The sequence below is a fragment of the Rhizobium sp. 22-785-1 genome (assembly GCF_053521965.1).
Genome location: NZ_JBNWDI010000002.1, coordinates 575838 through 591886, shown reverse-complemented (window position 1 = coordinate 591886; position 16049 = coordinate 575838). Strand labels below are relative to the sequence as shown.

Here is a 16049-nt window from a genome sequence, read left to right as displayed (position 1 = left end):
CATGTTGAAGAAAGCTCTTCTTTCTGCGGTCGCGCTTGGCCTTCTGGCCGGTTCGGCTCTTGCCCAGGACGTCAAAGTTTTGCGTATCGGTCTCGATGGCGGCGAAAACTCCAACGACCAACTTCGCAACGCCCAGTGCATTGCCGATGGTCTGAAGGCTGCAACCGGTGTCGAGCAGGTTCAGCTCTTCCCGTCGCCGGACTATAACGGCGTTATCCAGGGTCTGCTGGGCGGCACCATCGACATTGCTTCCATGGGCGCATCCTCCTACGCCAAGATCGCCATTCAGGACCCGAAGGCTGTCGATCCGATCCTGACCTACACTGGCGCTGACGGCTCCAGCGGTTATTACACCATCATGGTTGCCCGCAAGGATTCCGGCATCAAGTCGCTGGCAGACGCGAAGGGCAAGAAGCTCGGTTTTGCCGATCCTGACTCCACCTCCGGCTACCTGATCCCGAACGTCGCGCTGCCGAAGGAAACCGGCAAGCCGGTCAAGGAATACTTCTCCGAAACGGGTTTCGGTGGCGGCCATGAGAACCTCGTTCTCGCCGTTCTCGACAAGAAGTTCGATGTCGGCACCACCTTCGGCTCCGGCGTTGGCAAGTGGGAAGAAGGCTATACCTCCGGCAACCTTCACCAGATGGTCGCCAAGGGTAACCTCGACATGGACGATCTGGTCGAAGTCTGGAAGTCGCCACTGATCCCGAACGGCCCGCTGATGGTTGCCAACAAGGTTGGTGAGCCGATGAAGCAGAAGATCGAGAACTTCTTCCTTGAATTGCCGAAGAAGGATCTGGCCTGCTTCCAGGGCTTCACCCAGGGCAAGAACAAGGAATACATCAAGGTCGATGCGTCCTTCTATCAGACGATCGTCGACGCCCGTAAGGCCGTCATCGGCGGCTGATTGCCGACAATTGCATGAGACGGCGGCGTCGAAAATGACGCCGCCGTTTTTTTAAAGCGCATCTCCGGCGAGCTTGGCTTTGGCCTGCACCCGGACATGTAGGAAAACCGTAAGTCGGGGCAGTGGCGATAAGATCTCGTCACCGAGACGCTCGCGCAAGGGACGCCAGGATATGGCCAGCACGCCAATCACGCACGACAGCCTGAACGAGACCTCGAAAAAGGTCATGCGTCACTACCAGCAACAGCTGCTGACGCGGCGTATCTATACAGGCATCGCCATTGTCGTCTTTCTGGCACTTCTCTTCGCATCGCTGGATTTCGCCAACAGCGCCAATTCCGGCAAGTTCTTCGAGCGGCTGCCCTATTTCTTCGACTTCATGAAGACCTTCCTGCCGAACAGTCCGATGGAAGTCGTTCGTGCCATGTTCGACCTGCCATCGCCCTATGCCGATGGATCGCTGAAATACGACTATGTGTCTGAGCGGGTCTATATTGGTGGCGGTTTTTACATTCCGCATTTCTTCTACCAACTCGTTATCACGCTGAACATCGCGGTGGTCTCGACGCTGATCGGCACGGCCTTAGCCTTCGCGTTGTGTTTCTTCGCCTCCACCAATCTGGTGGGTGCCGGTGCGGTGCGTTTTGCCGTCAGGCGCATGCTGGAAGTGATGCGCGCCTTTCCGGAAATCGTCATTGCCGGATTGCTCACCGCCATTCTCTCGCTCGGTCCCATTGCCGCGATCGTCGCCATCACCATCCATACCGTCGGCGCACTCGGAAAGCTGTTCTTCGAAGTGGTCGAAAATGCCGATATGAAGCCGGATGAAGGCTTGCGGGCATCGGGTGCCAATTGGCTGGAGCGTGTGCGCTTTGCCATCGTACCGCAGGTTTTGCCGAATTTCGTTTCCTATGCGCTGCTGCGCGCCGAAATCAATGTGCGCGCCTCCACCATCATCGGTGCTGTTGGCGGCGGTGGTATCGGCGAGGTCTTCCGCCTGGCGATCGGTAACGATCATGCCGCGAAGACCTATGCCATCATCATCATGCTGCTGATCACCATCATTGCTGTTGACCAGTTCTCCGGCTGGCTGCGCCGTCGGCTAATCGGCCAGCAATCCTTTGAATTCGGACGGGGAGCGGCCTGATGTCCACAAGCTTTGTCATCAATGGTGCGGACCGCGAACGTCTTCTGTCCCAATATCCGCAGGTCTTTCAGCAGGGCTTCATGCGCCGATACGGACTGTTCGTCGGTCTGGTTGCAGCCATCGCCTATCTCGTCATCTGCTTCTTCGCCTTCAATGTCGGCCCGGCCTTGACCAACGGTCGCTGGGACCGCGCTTCCAGCTATATTCAGGACTGGTATTCCTGGCGCGCCCAGCCACGGCTTCGCTTCGATGATGGCAAGGTCGTGCCGCAATGGACGAGCCGCGGGCAGTATCCAGCCAACGCCAATATTAGCTGGCTCCAGCCGCTGCCGGATGGCGGCTATAGCGTGACCTATGGCGATCAGCAGAACCGCATCGACATCACCCCGACGCAGGCCAATGTCTACGTCGACGGCACGCTCTATCCCGTGACCATCGGCGCTGACCGCGTCACAGCCCCGGCCGGCGCGCCTGTTCAAATCCGCCAGGACGAGAACAAGGTCGTCGTCGAGTACGGCTTTGCCGGTCAGGCGGAAATTCGCACCTCGCAGCTTTATGTCCAGCGCCGCTTCCTCGGTTGGGCCAATTTCTTCTTCGACACCCGTTCGCAGTTCTGGGGCAAGAGCTGGGGCGACTTGGCAGCGCTGGCGCTATGGCAGAATCGCGTCGATCCGGCCCAGTCCAATATTTCAAAGATGGCCGATGATTTCCTCGGCAACGATGCCTGGCAGCATGAGGATATCTTGTCCAAGCTGTTGCAGACGCTGGTCATGGCCTTCCTTGGTACGCTTCTCGGTACGCTCTTCGCCTTTCCTCTGGCCTTCATCGCCGCCCGCAACATCACTGCCAACAAGGCGGCCAATTGGGGCATGAAGCGGCTCTTCGATTTCCTGCGCTCCATCGACATGCTGATCTGGGCGCTGTTCTTCACCAGAAGCTTCGGTCCCGGACCGATCCCCGGCATTGCCGCAATCTTCTTCACCGACACGGGTGCGCTCGGAAAGGTCTATGCCGAGGCTCTGGAAAATGTCGATGACAAACAGCGAGAGGGCGTGAAATCCGTCGGGGCGTCACCCATGATCGTCAACCGCTTTGGGGTCATTCCACAGGTGCTGCCTGTGTTCATTTCCCAATCGCTTTATTTCTGGGAAAGCAACACCCGCTCCGCCACGGTTATCGGCGCGGTGGGCGCAGGCGGTATCGGCCTCAAGCTACTGGAGGCCATGCGCACCAATCAGGATTGGGACAAGGTCGCCTATATGGTGCTGTTGATCCTCATCGTCGTCTTCCTGTTCGACAATATGTCCAACGCGATCCGCTCGCGCCTCATCGGCAAAACGCATCACTAAACATGCCACTGATATCCGGCAAATTTCCTGCCCGGTATCATCATTCTGTCATGGAAAAGGTCTACCCCGCACTTCTGACCTTGCGGGGCCGAGACAAGTCGTCTCAAATGACGCTTCCGCTGTTTTCATGACGTTTGAAAGTGCGACCCTGTGCGCTACGCAATCTATTTTTCGCCCCCCGGCAGCGATCCGCTGACTGAGACAGCGTCACGGTGGCTGGGACGCAACGCCTTTTCCGGTGAGGGCTTTGACGACTATGAAAGCTTCGCTGACCTCACCGAAGAACCAAGACGCTACGGTTTCCACGCCACGCTGAAAGCGCCTTTCGAACTGGCCGAAGGCAGACATGAGAGCGAGTTGGTGGAGGCATTCTCCGCCTTTGCAGCTTCACACGCCGCCTTCGATATTCCCGAAATCGTCATCGGCTCACTCGGGCCTTTCTTCGCACTGGTTCCGGCCACGCTCCATCAGCCGCTCCAGGATTTCACCGCCGATGTGGTGAGACATTTCGAGCCCTTCCGCGCGCCGTTGTCGGAGCGCGATATTGCCCGCCGTAAGCCGGAAACGCTCAGCGAAAGCCAGCGCGCCAATCTTCATCGCTGGGGTTACCCTTATGTGATGGATGATTTCCGCTTTCACATGACACTGACAGGGCCGGTGAGTGAGGCACGTAGGCAAGAGATGGCCGACATCCTGGCCGAGACATTTTCCGGCTTCATCCATCGCCCCCTGACCATCTCCGGCCTCGGCCTTTTTGTCGAGAAAGAGCGAGGCGAAGCCTTTACCGTTCATAGCTGGCAGCCACTGGCTGCTTCCAATACGAAAGACGTCCGAAATGGCTGAACATGTCCTATCCAATGCGCGCATCGTCCTCTCCGACGATGTTATCCAAGGTTCCGTCCTGATCCGCGATGGCGTGATTGCCGATATCAGCGAAGGCGCATCGCAAACCGGCGAAGACTTAGAAGGGGACTATCTGATCCCCGGCCTCGTCGAGCTTCACACCGACCATCTCGAACAGCATTATTCCCCGCGCCCGGGCGTCACCTGGGACAAGATTGCCGCTATTCAGGCCCATGATGCGCAGGTCGCGTCCTCCGGCATCACGACCGTCTTCGATTGTCTGCGCCTCGGCTCGGATGAGGATGGCGGCTTCGAGCGCGGCGAGATGCGCGACATGGCCGATGCCATCGAGAAGGCCAAGGGTGAAGATCGCCTTCGCTCCGATCACCTGCTGCATCTGCGCTGCGAGGTTGCTTCCGCCGACGTGCTGGAGCATTTCGAGGATTTCGAAAACGATCCGCATGTGCGGCTGATTTCGCTGATGGATCACTCCCCGGGCCAGCGTCAGTTTCAGACGATGGACCAGTACATCATGTTCTACCAGAAAAAGCGCGGTCTGAGCGATGAGGCCTTCAGGGCCTTTGTCGACCGGCGCGTCTCGGCCTCCGGGAAATATTCCGGCAAGCACCGCGATTACCTTTCCGCCCGCTGCGCCGAACGCGGCATCACCGTTGCCAGCCATGACGACGCCACTGAAGCCCATGTCGAGGAGGCGATCGGCCATGGTGTGCGGCTTGCTGAATTTCCCACCAGCGTCGAAGCCGCAAAAGCATCGCACACGGCGGGCATGAGTGTTCTGATGGGCGCGCCGAACATCGTTCGCGGCAAATCCCATTCGGGCAATATTGCTGCGCGCGATCTCGCCGAACTCGGCGTTCTCGATGTGCTGTCCTCTGATTACGTGCCTTTCAGCCTGCTCTACGCGCCCTTCCTGCTCGCCGATCAGGTGGACGGGATTACCCTTCCCAAGGCACTTGCGATGGTCACGGCAACACCGGCAAAGACGGTTGGTCTGACAGATCGCGGTTCTATTGCCGAAGGACTGCGCGCCGACCTCGTACGGGTGCGTCGCGAAAGCGGTGTGCCCGTGGTGCGCAGCGTCTGGCGGCAGGGAAAACGTGTCGCATGAGCGTTGTATCGTCAGACGCATTTCCGCCGAATTTGGACACCCTCGGAACGATGATCGTCGTTGTCGGTCCGAGCGGTGCCGGCAAGGACACGCTGATCGACTACGCGGCCGAGCGGCTGCGTGATCAGGCAGATGTGCATTTCGTCCGGCGTATCATTACCCGAGACAGTGACGCGGGTGGCGAGAACCATGAGGGTTGCAGCGAAGAGACCTTCCAACGAAAAAAGGTAGCCGGCGAATTTTGTGTGTCCTGGAGTGCCCACGGTCTGCATTATGGAATACCCGCTTCGGTCAAGCAGCATCTGAAGAAGGGCGGCGTGGCGGTGGCGAATGGCTCACGCTCCGCACTTCCCCACTTCAGAGCAGCCTTCCCCAACTTGAAAGTGGTGGTGGTCACAGCACGGCCGGAAATCCTCTCCGCCAGGCTGGCGAACCGGGGCCGCGAGAGCATGTCGGAAATCATGGGCCGGCTCGACCGCAAGGTGGAGGCAATCTGCGATAGTTTCGACGTGACGACCATCGACAATAGCGGCGAGATCGAGGAGGCGGGATCGGTCCTGCTCGCTCTCCTGCAGAGCAGCATATCGACCCGATAGGCTATTCGTTCACGAGAAGCTGCGACGCTCCTTCGCGACGATATCCTGCAGGAACTGCACCACCGTTCTTACCCGCGCAAGCTGACGGGCATTTTCGTGATAGGCGGTCCAGTAGGATCGGCGAATCGATATCTCGGGAAGTAGGCGTACAAGGCTTGGATCGTTGCGGGCAATGTAATCATGCAGGATGCAGATCCCGGCACCGGAGCGTACTGCTTCGGTCTGGCCTATGGCGCTGGAAATCGCGAAGGTCGCATCCCAGTCGCGGAGAACCTCTGCGGTAAAATTGAGTGACGGCGAAAAGATGAGATCCTCGACATAACCGATCCGCCGATGCTGCCTTAAATCTTCGACCTTTTCAGGCGCCGGGTTCCCCTCGAGGTAGCTCTTCGACGCGTAGAGACCGAGCGAGTAATCCGTCAGCTTCGAGTAGATCAGCCGCCCCTGCTCGGGCCGCTCGATGGTGATCGCAATATCCGCCTCGCGCTGCGAAAGCGAAAAGGATCGCGGCACCGGCACGAGCTCGATTCTCAGTTCCGGGTGAGCCGCCGTCAACTCTCCCAGGCGTGGCGCAAGAAACGAAACACCAAAACCGTCCGGCGCGCCGATGCGCACGGTGCCGCTGATGCCCGCCACACCTTGGCCAAGCATTGCCTGCACCGAGAGCATTTCGGTTTCCATCCGCTCCGCCGCCACCAGAAACTGATTCCCGTCCTCTGTCAAAATGCAGCCGGTCGTTGTCCGGATGAATAGCTGGGCACTGAGCGCCTTTTCCAGTGCTGTCATGCGACGGCTGAGCGTCGCGTGATTGACGCCCAGAATCTTGGCGGCAGCCAGAAACTGACCACTGCGCGCTACGCTGAGAAAAATTCGCACATCGTCCCAGTCCATCGCTGCGCCCTTATTTCGTTTTATGCACAACGGATGCGTATTCCTGACCATTGCTTTGTGCAACTGAAAACAGGATGGTGGGTCATCAAGAATCCCTGGAGGACACCATGAACGAGATCGGCCATTTCATCGACGGCAAGCGCGTAGCAGGTACAAGCGGCCGCACGTCGAATGTCTTCAATCCGGCAACCGGCGAAGTGCAGGCGACCGTGGCGCTGGCAAGCGACGCGGAAATCCTCGCGGCGGTACAGAGCGCCAAGGCCGCGCAGCCGAAATGGGCAGCGACCAACCCGCAGCGTCGCGCCCGCGTCTTCTTCAAGTTCGTCGAACTCCTCAACAAGAACATGGATGAGCTGGCGGTGCTGCTCTCCAGCGAGCACGGCAAGACGGTCGAAGATTCCAAGGGCGATATCATTCGCGGCCTGGAAGTCTGCGAGTTCGTCTGCGGCATTCCACATCTCGCCAAGGGCGAGTTCACCGAAGGTGCAGGCCCGGCCATCGACATGTATTCCATCCGCCAGCCTGTCGGCATCGGTGCTGGTATCACGCCTTTCAACTTCCCTGCCATGATCCCCATGTGGATGTTCGCCCCGGCAATCGCCTGCGGCAACGCCTTCATCCTCAAGCCATCCGAGCGTGATCCATCTTTGCCGATCCGTCTCGCAGAATTGATGATCGAAGCAGGTCTGCCCGCCGGCATTCTCAACGTCATCAATGGCGACAAGAGCGCAGTGGACGGCCTTCTGACCAACCCGGATATCGGCGCGGTCTCCTTTGTCGGCTCCACGCCGATTGCCCGTTACGTTTATGGTACCGCCGCAATGAACGGCAAGCGCGCCCAGTGCTTCGGCGGCGCGAAGAACCACATGATCATCATGCCGGATGCCGATCTCGATCAGGCGGTCAACGCGCTGATGGGTGCCGGTTACGGTTCGGCTGGCGAACGCTGCATGGCTGTGTCTGTTGCCGTGCCGGTGGGTGAAGAGACCGCCAACCGTCTGGTTGAAAAGTTGATCCCGCAGATCGAGGCATTGAAGATCGGCCCTTATACCGATGACAAGGCCGACATGGGTCCTCTCGTCACCAAGGAAGCGCAGACGCGCGTCAAGGGCCTGATCGACAGTGGTGTGGAGCAGGGCGCCAAGCTTCTGGTCGACGGTCGCGATTTCAAGCTGCAGGGCTATGAGGACGGTTATTTCGTCGGCGGCTGCCTGTTCGACCACGTCACGCCTGACATGGATATCTACAAGCAGGAGATCTTCGGACCGGTTCTCTCCGTCGTCCGCGCCCAGAATTACGAAGAAGCGCTCGACCTGCCGATGAAGCATGAATATGGCAACGGCGTCGCCATCTTCACCCGCGACGGCGATGCCGCCCGCGACTTCGCCTCGCGTATCAATATCGGCATGATCGGCATCAACGTTCCGATCCCGGTTCCGCTCGCCTATCACTCCTTCGGCGGCTGGAAGGCTTCGAGCTTCGGCGACCTCAACCAGCACGGCACGGACTCGATCAAGTTCTGGACCAAAACCAAGACGATCACTGCCCGCTGGCCATCGGGCATCAAGTCTGGCGCTGAATTCGTCATGCCGACGATGAAGTGATGCGGATTGAAGTTTGAAAATGGAGGCCCCGTTTGCGCGGGGCCTTTCTTTTGGCGGCCCCAAACTCTCCCTCCGGTCATCCTCGGGCTCGACTCGAGGATCCATTTTTCCCAACGGCATTAATGTCTTATGGATCCTCGGCTCAAGGCCGAGGATGACGGCGGAGAGGGAAGTTGGCCGTCATCTTCAAGCAGAGCGTGGCTTAAGCATCTCTTGGTCGAGCGTTAAGCGGCCTCTTGAAATCGGATTTCATAGCAGACGATATTCTCAGCCTTAACGCTGGCATCCTCTTCAACGAGCACGCAATCCATCGCTTCCAGCTTCACCTTCTCGCCCGCACTGGTGACCATAACGGGGCCTGTCGCTAGAACATAAACCGTCTCCCCACGCTCACAGCGACGCACCGAGAACGAACCAGCACGTCGCTCAACTCTATGCACAAATCGTCCACGACGCGTCATGACGTTGAGATCGGTGATCGCACCATCCACAAGCGTTGCGTCGACAGGGACATCGGCGGCAAAACGAAGCGGATCGCTTCCCATCGCCAAAAGAACCGGTGCCGCACCGTCGATGGTGAGTGACATGCCGTGTCCGGAGAGAATCGATAGCGTTCGATCGATCTGCGGAAAAAGCGAGAAAGCTCCGTTATTGGCGACACTCGCCATGCTGATCCGCCACTCGAAAACATCCATGGATGCGCCGGGAGGAAAGACGGCGATTTCCACCGTCTCTCCCTTGCCGTTCTTCCACGGCATGCGCTTGTAGTCAGAGGTGCTGAGCCGCTTCATTGCTCAGTTCCCCAGAATGCCGGGCAGGCGAAGGCCCTTCTCCTTGGCGCAATCGAGCGCAATGTCGTAACCGGCATCCGCGTGGCGCATCACGCCCGTCGCCGGGTCGTTCCACAGCACGCGCTCCAAACGGCGCGCGGCATCATCCGTGCCGTCGGCGCAGATGACGACACCCGAGTGCTGGGAAAAGCCCATGCCGACGCCGCCGCCATGGTGCAGCGACACCCAGGTGGCGCCCGATGCGGTGTTGAGCAGCGCGTTCAACAACGGCCAGTCGGATACGGCATCCGAACCATCCTTCATCGCTTCGGTCTCGCGGTTGGGCGAGGCGACGGAACCGGAATCGAGGTGGTCGCGACCGATGACGACCGGAGCCTTCAACTCGCCAGTCCTGACCATCTCGTTGAAGGCAAGCGCCAGGCGATGACGATCGCCGAGGCCGACCCAGCAGATGCGCGCCGGCAGGCCTTGGAAGGCGATGCGCTCGCGCGCCATGTCCAGCCAGTTGTGCAGGTGCTTGTTGTCCGGCAGCAGTTCCTTGACCTTCGCATCGGTCTTGTAGATGTCCTCCGGATCGCCCGAAAGGGCAGCCCAGCGGAACGGACCGATGCCGCGGCAAAACAGCGGGCGGATATAGGCAGGCACGAAGCCGGGGAAGGCGAAGGCGTTTTCGAACCCTTCTTCCTTGGCAACCTGGCGGATATTGTTGCCGTAATCGAGCGTCGGAACACCGGCGTTCCAGAAATCCACCATGGCCTGCACCTGCGTCTTCATCGAAGCGCGGGCAGCTGTCTCCACCGCCTTCGGATCGCTCTCCTGCTTGGCGCGCCATTCGGCAACGCTCCAGCCGGAGGGCAGGTAGCCATGGATCGGGTCATGGGCGGAAGTCTGGTCGGTGACGATATCGGGACGTGCACCGCCCGCCTTCATCTGCTTGACGAGTTGCGGGAAGATATCGGCGGCGTTGCCAATGAGGCCAACAGACTTCGCTTCGCCTGCCTTGGTCCACTGGTCGATCAGTGCCAGCGCTTCATCCAGCGTATGGGCCTTGGCATCCAGATAGCGGGTGCGAAGGCGGAAATCGACGCGGGTCTCGTCGCATTCGACAGCCAGGCAGCAGGCACCTGCCATGACGGCGGCGAGCGGCTGCGCGCCACCCATGCCGCCAAGGCCGCCGGTCAGAATCCACTTTCCCTTCAGGTCGCCGCCAAAATGCTGGCGTCCCGCTTCCACGAAGGTTTCATAGGTCCCCTGAACGATGCCCTGCGTGCCGATGTAAATCCACGAACCGGCGGTCATCTGGCCGTACATGGCGAGACCCTTACGGTCCAGCTCGTTGAAATGCTCCCAGGTCGCCCAGTGCGGAACGAGGTTGGAGTTGGCGATCAGCACGCGCGGCGCATCCTTGTGGGTGCGAAACACACCGACAGGCTTGCCGGATTGCACCAGCAGCGTCTCATCTTCGTTGAGGGCCTTCAGCGTGGCGACGATCCGGTCGAAATCTGCCCAGGTGCGCGCAGCGCGGCCGATGCCGCCATAGACCACCAGCTCATGTGGACGTTCGGCAACGTCCGGATCCAGATTATTCATCAGCATGCGAAGCGGCGCTTCGGTCATCCAACTCTTGGCATTCAGTTCCGGACCGTGTGGTGCGCGGACTTCACGTTCGTTATGACGCGGATTTGTCATGGTCTTTCCCCTTATGTCCTGAGTGTGAGCGCACAATCTTCCATGCGCGTCAGAATGGTTTTGAGATGGGTGCGGAGTGTCGCCGCCTTGTCGGCATCAAAGGCAAACGGCGGTGCCTCTGTCGCGAGATGGGTGCATTGCGCAAGCTCCATCTGGATCGCGTGGACGCCCTTGTCTGGCTGGCCGTAATGGCGCGTGGTCCAACCGCCCTTGAAGCGACCGTTGAGGATGGAGGTGTAGCCTTCCGCTGCCGTCGTAACATCGACCGCAATGGCCTCAACGGCCGGATCGCAGGTCTTGCCCATATCCGTGCCAATATTGAAATCCGGTAGCTTGCCCTCGAAGAGAAAGGGAATATGCGAGCGGATGGAATGGCAATCATAGAGAACGGCGACGCCATGGATGGCCTGCACGCGCTCGATTTCCGCTGTAAGTGCTGCGTGATAAGGTGCATGAAAATGCTCTAGCCGATAAGCGATATCCGCTTCGTTTGGCGCTTGCCCGTCTTTCCAGATCGCTTTGCCGTCGAAGTCGGTTTCGGGAACAAGGCCAGTGGTGTTCTGGCCCGGATAGAGGCTTGTGCCGGACGGATCGCGGTTAGCATCGATCACATAGCGATGGAAGGTGGCCCGCACCGTCGTCGCGTCGTCCAGCAAACCGGAGTAGAGTTCATGAATATGCCAGTCGGTATCCGCAAGCAGGCGGCCATTGTCGTTCAGCCGCTCCCAGATCGCGACCGAAACGTCGGTTCCCGTATGCGGCAGGCCGAGAATGACGGGCGAACTCCCCTGATGGATATCGACCACTGACATCTTACGCCTCCAGCCTTGGCAGAATGCCGTCCGAAATTGCATCGACCAGCGCGCCGGTGGCGATCAAGTCGGCTGCAGCCTTGAGATCGGGCGCCATGTAGCGGTCTTCTTCCAGTGACGGGATGGCAGCGCGCAAGACCGACATGGCCTTTTGCAACTGCGGGCTCGTCTTCAACGGTCCGCGCAATTCGACGCCCTGCACGGCAGACAACGCCTCGATGCCGAGAATGGCAAAGAGGTTTTCCGTCATGGCAAGCAGGCGGCGCGCGCCGTGGCATGCCATAGACACATGGTCTTCCTGGTTGGCTGAGGTCGGTGTTGAGTCGACAGACGCCGGATGCGACATCTGCTTGTTCTCGCTCATCAGCGCAGCCGATGTCACCTCGGCGATCATCAGACCGGAGTTCAGGCCGGGCTTCTTCGAAAGAAAAGCAGGCAATCCATAGGAGAGGGCGGGATCGACGAGAAGGGCGATGCGCCGCTGGGCGATTGCACCGATTTCGCAGATCGCAAGAGCGGTCTGGTCCGCTGCAAAAGCCACTGGCTCCGCATGGAAGTTGCCGCCGGATACGACGGAATTGTCGGAAAGAACTAGCGGGTTATCGGTCACCGCATTGGCTTCGATTTCGAGCGTCTTCGCCACCTGGCGTAGAAGATCGAGGCATGCGCCATCCACCTGCGGCTGGCAGCGGATGCAATAGGGGTCCTGAACCCGCTCGTCGCCTTCGATGTGGCTAACACGAATTTCCGAGCCTTCCAGCAGTTGGCGAAGGGCCGAGCCCGCATCGATCTGGCCCTTATGGCCGCGAAGCGTGTGGATGTCCGGATGGAAAGGCGCCGAAGACCCCATGGCCGCATCGGTGGACAGCGCGCCGGTAATGAGTGCTGCCTGTGCCGCGCGATGGGCGCGGAAGAGACCGGCGAGAGCCAGTGCCGTCGAAGTCTGCGTGCCATTGATCAGCGCCAGACCTTCCTTGGCAGCCAGAACCACAGGCGCGAGATCGGCCTTTGCCAGCGCATCGCGAGCTGGCATCTGCTCTCCGGCAAAGAAGGCTTCGCCTTCGCCCATCATCACCGCTGCCATATGCGCCAGCGGCGCGAGATCGCCCGAAGCGCCGACGGAGCCCTTTTCCGGGATCAGCGGAATGACGCCTTTTTCCAGCATGGCCTCGATCAGCCGCACCAGTTCCAGCCGGACACCAGATGCGCCACGACCAAGCGAAATCAGCTTCAGCGCCATGATCAGCCGCACGACATTTTCCGGCAGGGGCGCGCCCACGCCGCAGCAATGGGAAAGGATCAGATTGCGCTGAAGGGTCGCCACATCTGCGGCATCGATCTTGATCGAGGCAAGTTTGCCGAAGCCGGTATTGATGCCATAGACCGGCGCATTGCCGGCGGCGATATCGGCAATGCGCTTGGCCGCCTTTTCGATACCCGCATCGAAGGATGGATGAAGCTTGGCAGCACCATTCCCCCAATAGATTGTCGCCAGATCGGCAAGCGGCACAGCGCCCGGATGAAGAATGATGGTCATGGTCAGATCGTCCGTCCCTTGAAGATGCGTGCGTGAAGTGGGTTGAAGCCGATGCGGTAGACGAGCTCCGCTGGGCGCTCGATGTTCCAGATGGCGAGATCGGCGGATTTGCCGACCGTGATTGTTCCGGTCTCGGCGAGAACACCGAGAGCCTTTGCGGCATTGCGGGTCGTTGCGGTTATGCACTCATCCACCGTCATGCGGAAAAGCGTCGCGCCCATGTTCATGGTCAGCAGCAGCGATGTCAGCGGCGAGGTGCCGGGATTGCAATCGGTGGCAAGCGCAATATCGGCACCCGCATCTCGCAAAGCCTGTATGGGCGGCAGCTTCGTCTCGCGCAGCGCATAGAAGGCACCCGGTAGAAGAACGGCAACGGTGCCGGATTGGGCGAGCGCTTTCGCACCGGACTCATCGAGATATTCCAGATGATCGGCGGAGAGCGCACGATAAGAGGCTGACAGTTCCGCGCCGTGAAGATTGGAAAGCTGTTCGGCATGGAGCTTGACGGGAAGACCGAGCGCTTTGGCCTTGTCGAAGACAGTGCGCATTTCTTCAACGGAAAAGGCAATGCCCTCGCAAAAGCCATCGACGGCATCAATGAGCTTTTCCTGATGAGCGTGTTCCATACCAGGCAATACAATGTCGGCTATGTAATCCGCATTTCGCCCTTTATATTCGGCAGGCGTCGCATGGGCAGCGAGATAGCTGGTGAGGATGCGAACGGGGCGCAATGTTTCGAGCCTGCGCGCCACGCGCAGCATCTTGCATTCGGTCTCGATATTGAGCCCGTAACCGGATTTGATCTCAATGGTGGAAATGCCTTCGGCAAGCAGCGTGTCCAGACGCGGAAGAGCTTCTGCCACCAGTTCGTCTTCGCTCCTGGTGCGGGTGTCGCGCACGGAGGAAACGATCCCGCCGCCGGCCTTGGCGATCTCTTCATAGCTTGCACCATTCAGGCGCATTTCGAATTCCATGGCGCGGTTGCCGCCGAAAACGAGATGGGTGTGGCAGTCGATCAGCGCGGGCGTGATCCAACGACCTTTGCAATCGACGGTCTCTGCCTGGTCGATCAGGCTGGAGGGAAGCTCGGATTCTGGGCCGACAAATACGATCCGCCCGTCTTTGGCGGCAATCGTGCCGCCCTCGATAATGCCGAGGCCGTCGCGGGAAGGATCGAGCGTCGCAATGCGGGCGTTTCGCCAAAGCGAAATGCCGTTGCCGTCTGAGGTGGAATTCCGGTTTGCCATCAGTTTTTCCTTCCCTTCTGATCAATATGTATATACATAAAGGAGGTAGAGGCAAGAGCCTGTTCGAGGAAATTGAGGAGCCGACATGTTCATCCATGCTGAAACCGCTTTGCTGCCGACAGGCTGGGCAAACAATGTCCGTATCGAGATTGCCGATGGCAAGGTGATGTCGGTCACGCCGGACGTGGAAGCGGCGGCCGGCGATGATCGGCATGCGGTTCTCGTGCCGGCCATGCCGAACCTTCACAGCCACGCCTTTCAGCGCGCCATGGCCGGCATGGTGGAGCGGCGCGGTGCCACGCAAGACAGTTTCTGGAGCTGGCGCACGCTGATGTACCGCTTCGCCCTGTCGATGACGCCGGAGCAGGTGGAGGCGGTGGCAGCTCAGCTTTACATGGAGATGCTGGAGGCCGGTTTCGGTCGTGTGGGCGAGTTTCACTATCTCCATCACGATAAGGATGGCGCTCATTATGCCAATCTCGCCGAGCTTGGCGAAAGGATCGCGGCAGCCGCCGCGCAAACCGGGATTTCGCTGACACTGTTGCCAGTCCTTTACGCCCATTCCGGCTTCGGCGGTCAGCCATCGGTGGAAGGCCAGCGCCGCTTCGTCAATTCGCCCGATAGTTTCGAGCGTCTGCTGGAGGGTTGCCGTCAGGCGGTTTCAGCCCTGCCCGAAAGCGTGGTGGGTGTGGCCCCGCACAGCCTGCGAGCCGTAACGCCGGAAGAGCTAAGCTTTGCCGCCCAACTCGCCCCTGACGCGCCGCTTCACATTCATATTGCCGAGCAGGTGAAAGAGGTTGAGGACTGCATCGCTTGGTCGGGCAAGCGACCGGTCGAATGGCTGCTGGACAATGCAGAGGTGACGGATCGCTGGTGCCTGATCCACGCGACGCATTTGACCGAAGCGGAAACGCGAGGCGTCGCCGGGAGGGGAGCAGTCGCCGGTCTCTGCCCGATCACGGAAGCCAATCTGGGGGATGGCACTTTTGCTGCCGTCGAATACTTCAAACATGACGGCGCCTTCGGCATCGGCTCGGACAGCAACGTGCTGATAGGCGTCGGCGAGGAATTGCGCCAGCTCGAATATTCGCAGCGCCTGTCCCACCGGGCGCGCAATGTCATCGCTCCAGCGAATGGCTCGACGGGCCGTACCCTGTTCGATGGCGCCTTGGCGGGTGGCGCCAAGGCCTTGGGTGTAAAGGCCGGGATCGCAGCGGGCATGGCCGCGGATATTTCATCCCTCAACGTAGACGCGGCCCCCTACCTGCAATGTGATGACATTCTCGATGGCTGGATTTTCGGCAATCTCGTCAAGCCACGTACTGTCTGGATCGGCGGTAAGGCGGTGGTGCGAGATGGCGCCCATATTCGCCGCGATGAGATCGCGCGTCGCTTCCAGCACACGATGCGGCAGCTTTTGTCCGTCTGACATCACTATGTGACGCTAATATAAGCGCCGGACGACCTTGACTCGGAGAACAAGCTCGCCGAGTCATTGCGGTCAGGG

14 protein-coding genes are annotated in these 16049 nt (G+C 59.6%); 8 read left to right on the top strand and 6 right to left on the bottom strand.

Translation table 11 applies throughout. The features are described from left to right. The first annotated feature begins 1 nt into the window (after window position 1). The 6 genes from phnD to phnN all read left to right on the top strand — a co-directional run bounded on the left by phnD (window position 2) and on the right by phnN (window position 5971). The gene (gene phnD, locus ACQZ5M_RS07555) at window positions 2-907 is read left to right on the top strand and encodes a phosphonate ABC transporter substrate-binding protein (protein ID WP_296015714.1); all 906 of its coding nucleotides are present in this window, start codon (window positions 2-4) and stop codon (window positions 905-907) included. A gap of 172 nt (window positions 908-1079) precedes the next feature. Then, entirely contained in the window at window positions 1080-2054 is a 975-nt protein-coding gene (phnE, locus tag ACQZ5M_RS07550) for a phosphonate ABC transporter, permease protein PhnE (protein ID WP_296073887.1), read from the top strand. Continuing rightward, window positions 2054-3403 (top strand): phosphonate ABC transporter, permease protein PhnE, encoded by a 1350-nt coding sequence (phnE, locus tag ACQZ5M_RS07545; protein ID WP_449079349.1) that lies wholly within the window; start codon window positions 2054-2056, stop codon window positions 3401-3403. The genes phnE (ACQZ5M_RS07550) and phnE (ACQZ5M_RS07545) overlap by 1 nt, the downstream gene beginning before the upstream one ends. Before the next feature lie 150 nt (window positions 3404-3553). After that, a complete protein-coding gene (locus ACQZ5M_RS07540; RefSeq protein WP_296084633.1) occupies window positions 3554-4246 on the top strand; it encodes a DUF1045 domain-containing protein in 693 nt (230 codons plus the stop codon). Continuing rightward, window positions 4239-5375 (top strand): alpha-D-ribose 1-methylphosphonate 5-triphosphate diphosphatase, encoded by a 1137-nt coding sequence (locus tag ACQZ5M_RS07535; RefSeq protein ID WP_449079348.1) that lies wholly within the window; start codon window positions 4239-4241, stop codon window positions 5373-5375. Before ACQZ5M_RS07540 ends, ACQZ5M_RS07535 begins: the two co-directional genes overlap by 8 nt. Next, window positions 5372-5971 (top strand): phosphonate metabolism protein/1,5-bisphosphokinase (PRPP-forming) PhnN, encoded by a 600-nt coding sequence (phnN, locus tag ACQZ5M_RS07530; RefSeq protein ID WP_296105467.1) that lies wholly within the window; start codon window positions 5372-5374, stop codon window positions 5969-5971. Before ACQZ5M_RS07535 ends, phnN begins: the two co-directional genes overlap by 4 nt. A 9-nt stretch (window positions 5972-5980) precedes the next feature. Here the strand turns inward: phnN and ACQZ5M_RS07525 are convergent, their stop codons facing one another. Further along, window positions 5981-6862: a LysR family transcriptional regulator gene (locus tag ACQZ5M_RS07525; RefSeq protein WP_449079347.1), complete on the bottom strand. Its 882-nt coding sequence runs from the start codon at window positions 6860-6862 to the stop codon at window positions 5981-5983. Between the two features lie 107 nt (window positions 6863-6969). On the opposite strand from ACQZ5M_RS07525, the gene ACQZ5M_RS07520 reads away from it, so the two are divergent. Then, window positions 6970-8466, top strand: coding sequence for a CoA-acylating methylmalonate-semialdehyde dehydrogenase (locus tag ACQZ5M_RS07520; RefSeq protein ID WP_113175728.1), 1497 nt, complete (start codon window positions 6970-6972; stop codon window positions 8464-8466). 224 nt (window positions 8467-8690) lie between these two features. Here ACQZ5M_RS07520 and ACQZ5M_RS07515 read toward each other — a convergent pair whose 3' ends face one another. The 5 genes from ACQZ5M_RS07515 to hutI are packed head-to-tail and all read right to left on the bottom strand — an operon-like array spanning window position 8691 to window position 14542. Beyond that, complete coding sequence (locus ACQZ5M_RS07515) at window positions 8691-9257, bottom strand: HutD/Ves family protein (protein WP_449079346.1); 567 nt, start codon at window positions 9255-9257, stop codon at window positions 8691-8693. Window positions 9258-9260: 3 nt separating this feature from the next. Continuing rightward, window positions 9261-10946 (bottom strand): urocanate hydratase, encoded by a 1686-nt coding sequence (hutU, locus tag ACQZ5M_RS07510; protein WP_449079345.1) that lies wholly within the window; start codon window positions 10944-10946, stop codon window positions 9261-9263. Window positions 10947-10957: 11 nt separating this feature from the next. Beyond that, the gene (gene hutG / locus ACQZ5M_RS07505) at window positions 10958-11758 is read right to left on the bottom strand and encodes an N-formylglutamate deformylase (RefSeq protein ID WP_449079344.1); all 801 of its coding nucleotides are present in this window, start codon (window positions 11756-11758) and stop codon (window positions 10958-10960) included. 1 nt (window position 11759) lies between these two features. Next, window positions 11760-13301, bottom strand: a complete 1542-nt coding sequence (gene hutH / locus ACQZ5M_RS07500) for a histidine ammonia-lyase (RefSeq protein ID WP_296101674.1) — start codon at window positions 13299-13301, stop codon at window positions 11760-11762. After that, window positions 13298-14542: an imidazolonepropionase gene (hutI, locus tag ACQZ5M_RS07495; protein WP_296077054.1), complete on the bottom strand. Its 1245-nt coding sequence runs from the start codon at window positions 14540-14542 to the stop codon at window positions 13298-13300. The genes hutH and hutI overlap by 4 nt, the downstream gene beginning before the upstream one ends. An 85-nt stretch (window positions 14543-14627) precedes the next feature. Here hutI and ACQZ5M_RS07490 point away from each other — a divergent pair, with 85 nt between their 5' ends. Continuing rightward, entirely contained in the window at window positions 14628-15971 is a 1344-nt protein-coding gene (locus ACQZ5M_RS07490) for a formimidoylglutamate deiminase (RefSeq protein WP_296077056.1), read from the top strand. The last annotated feature ends 78 nt before the right edge of the window (window positions 15972-16049 follow it).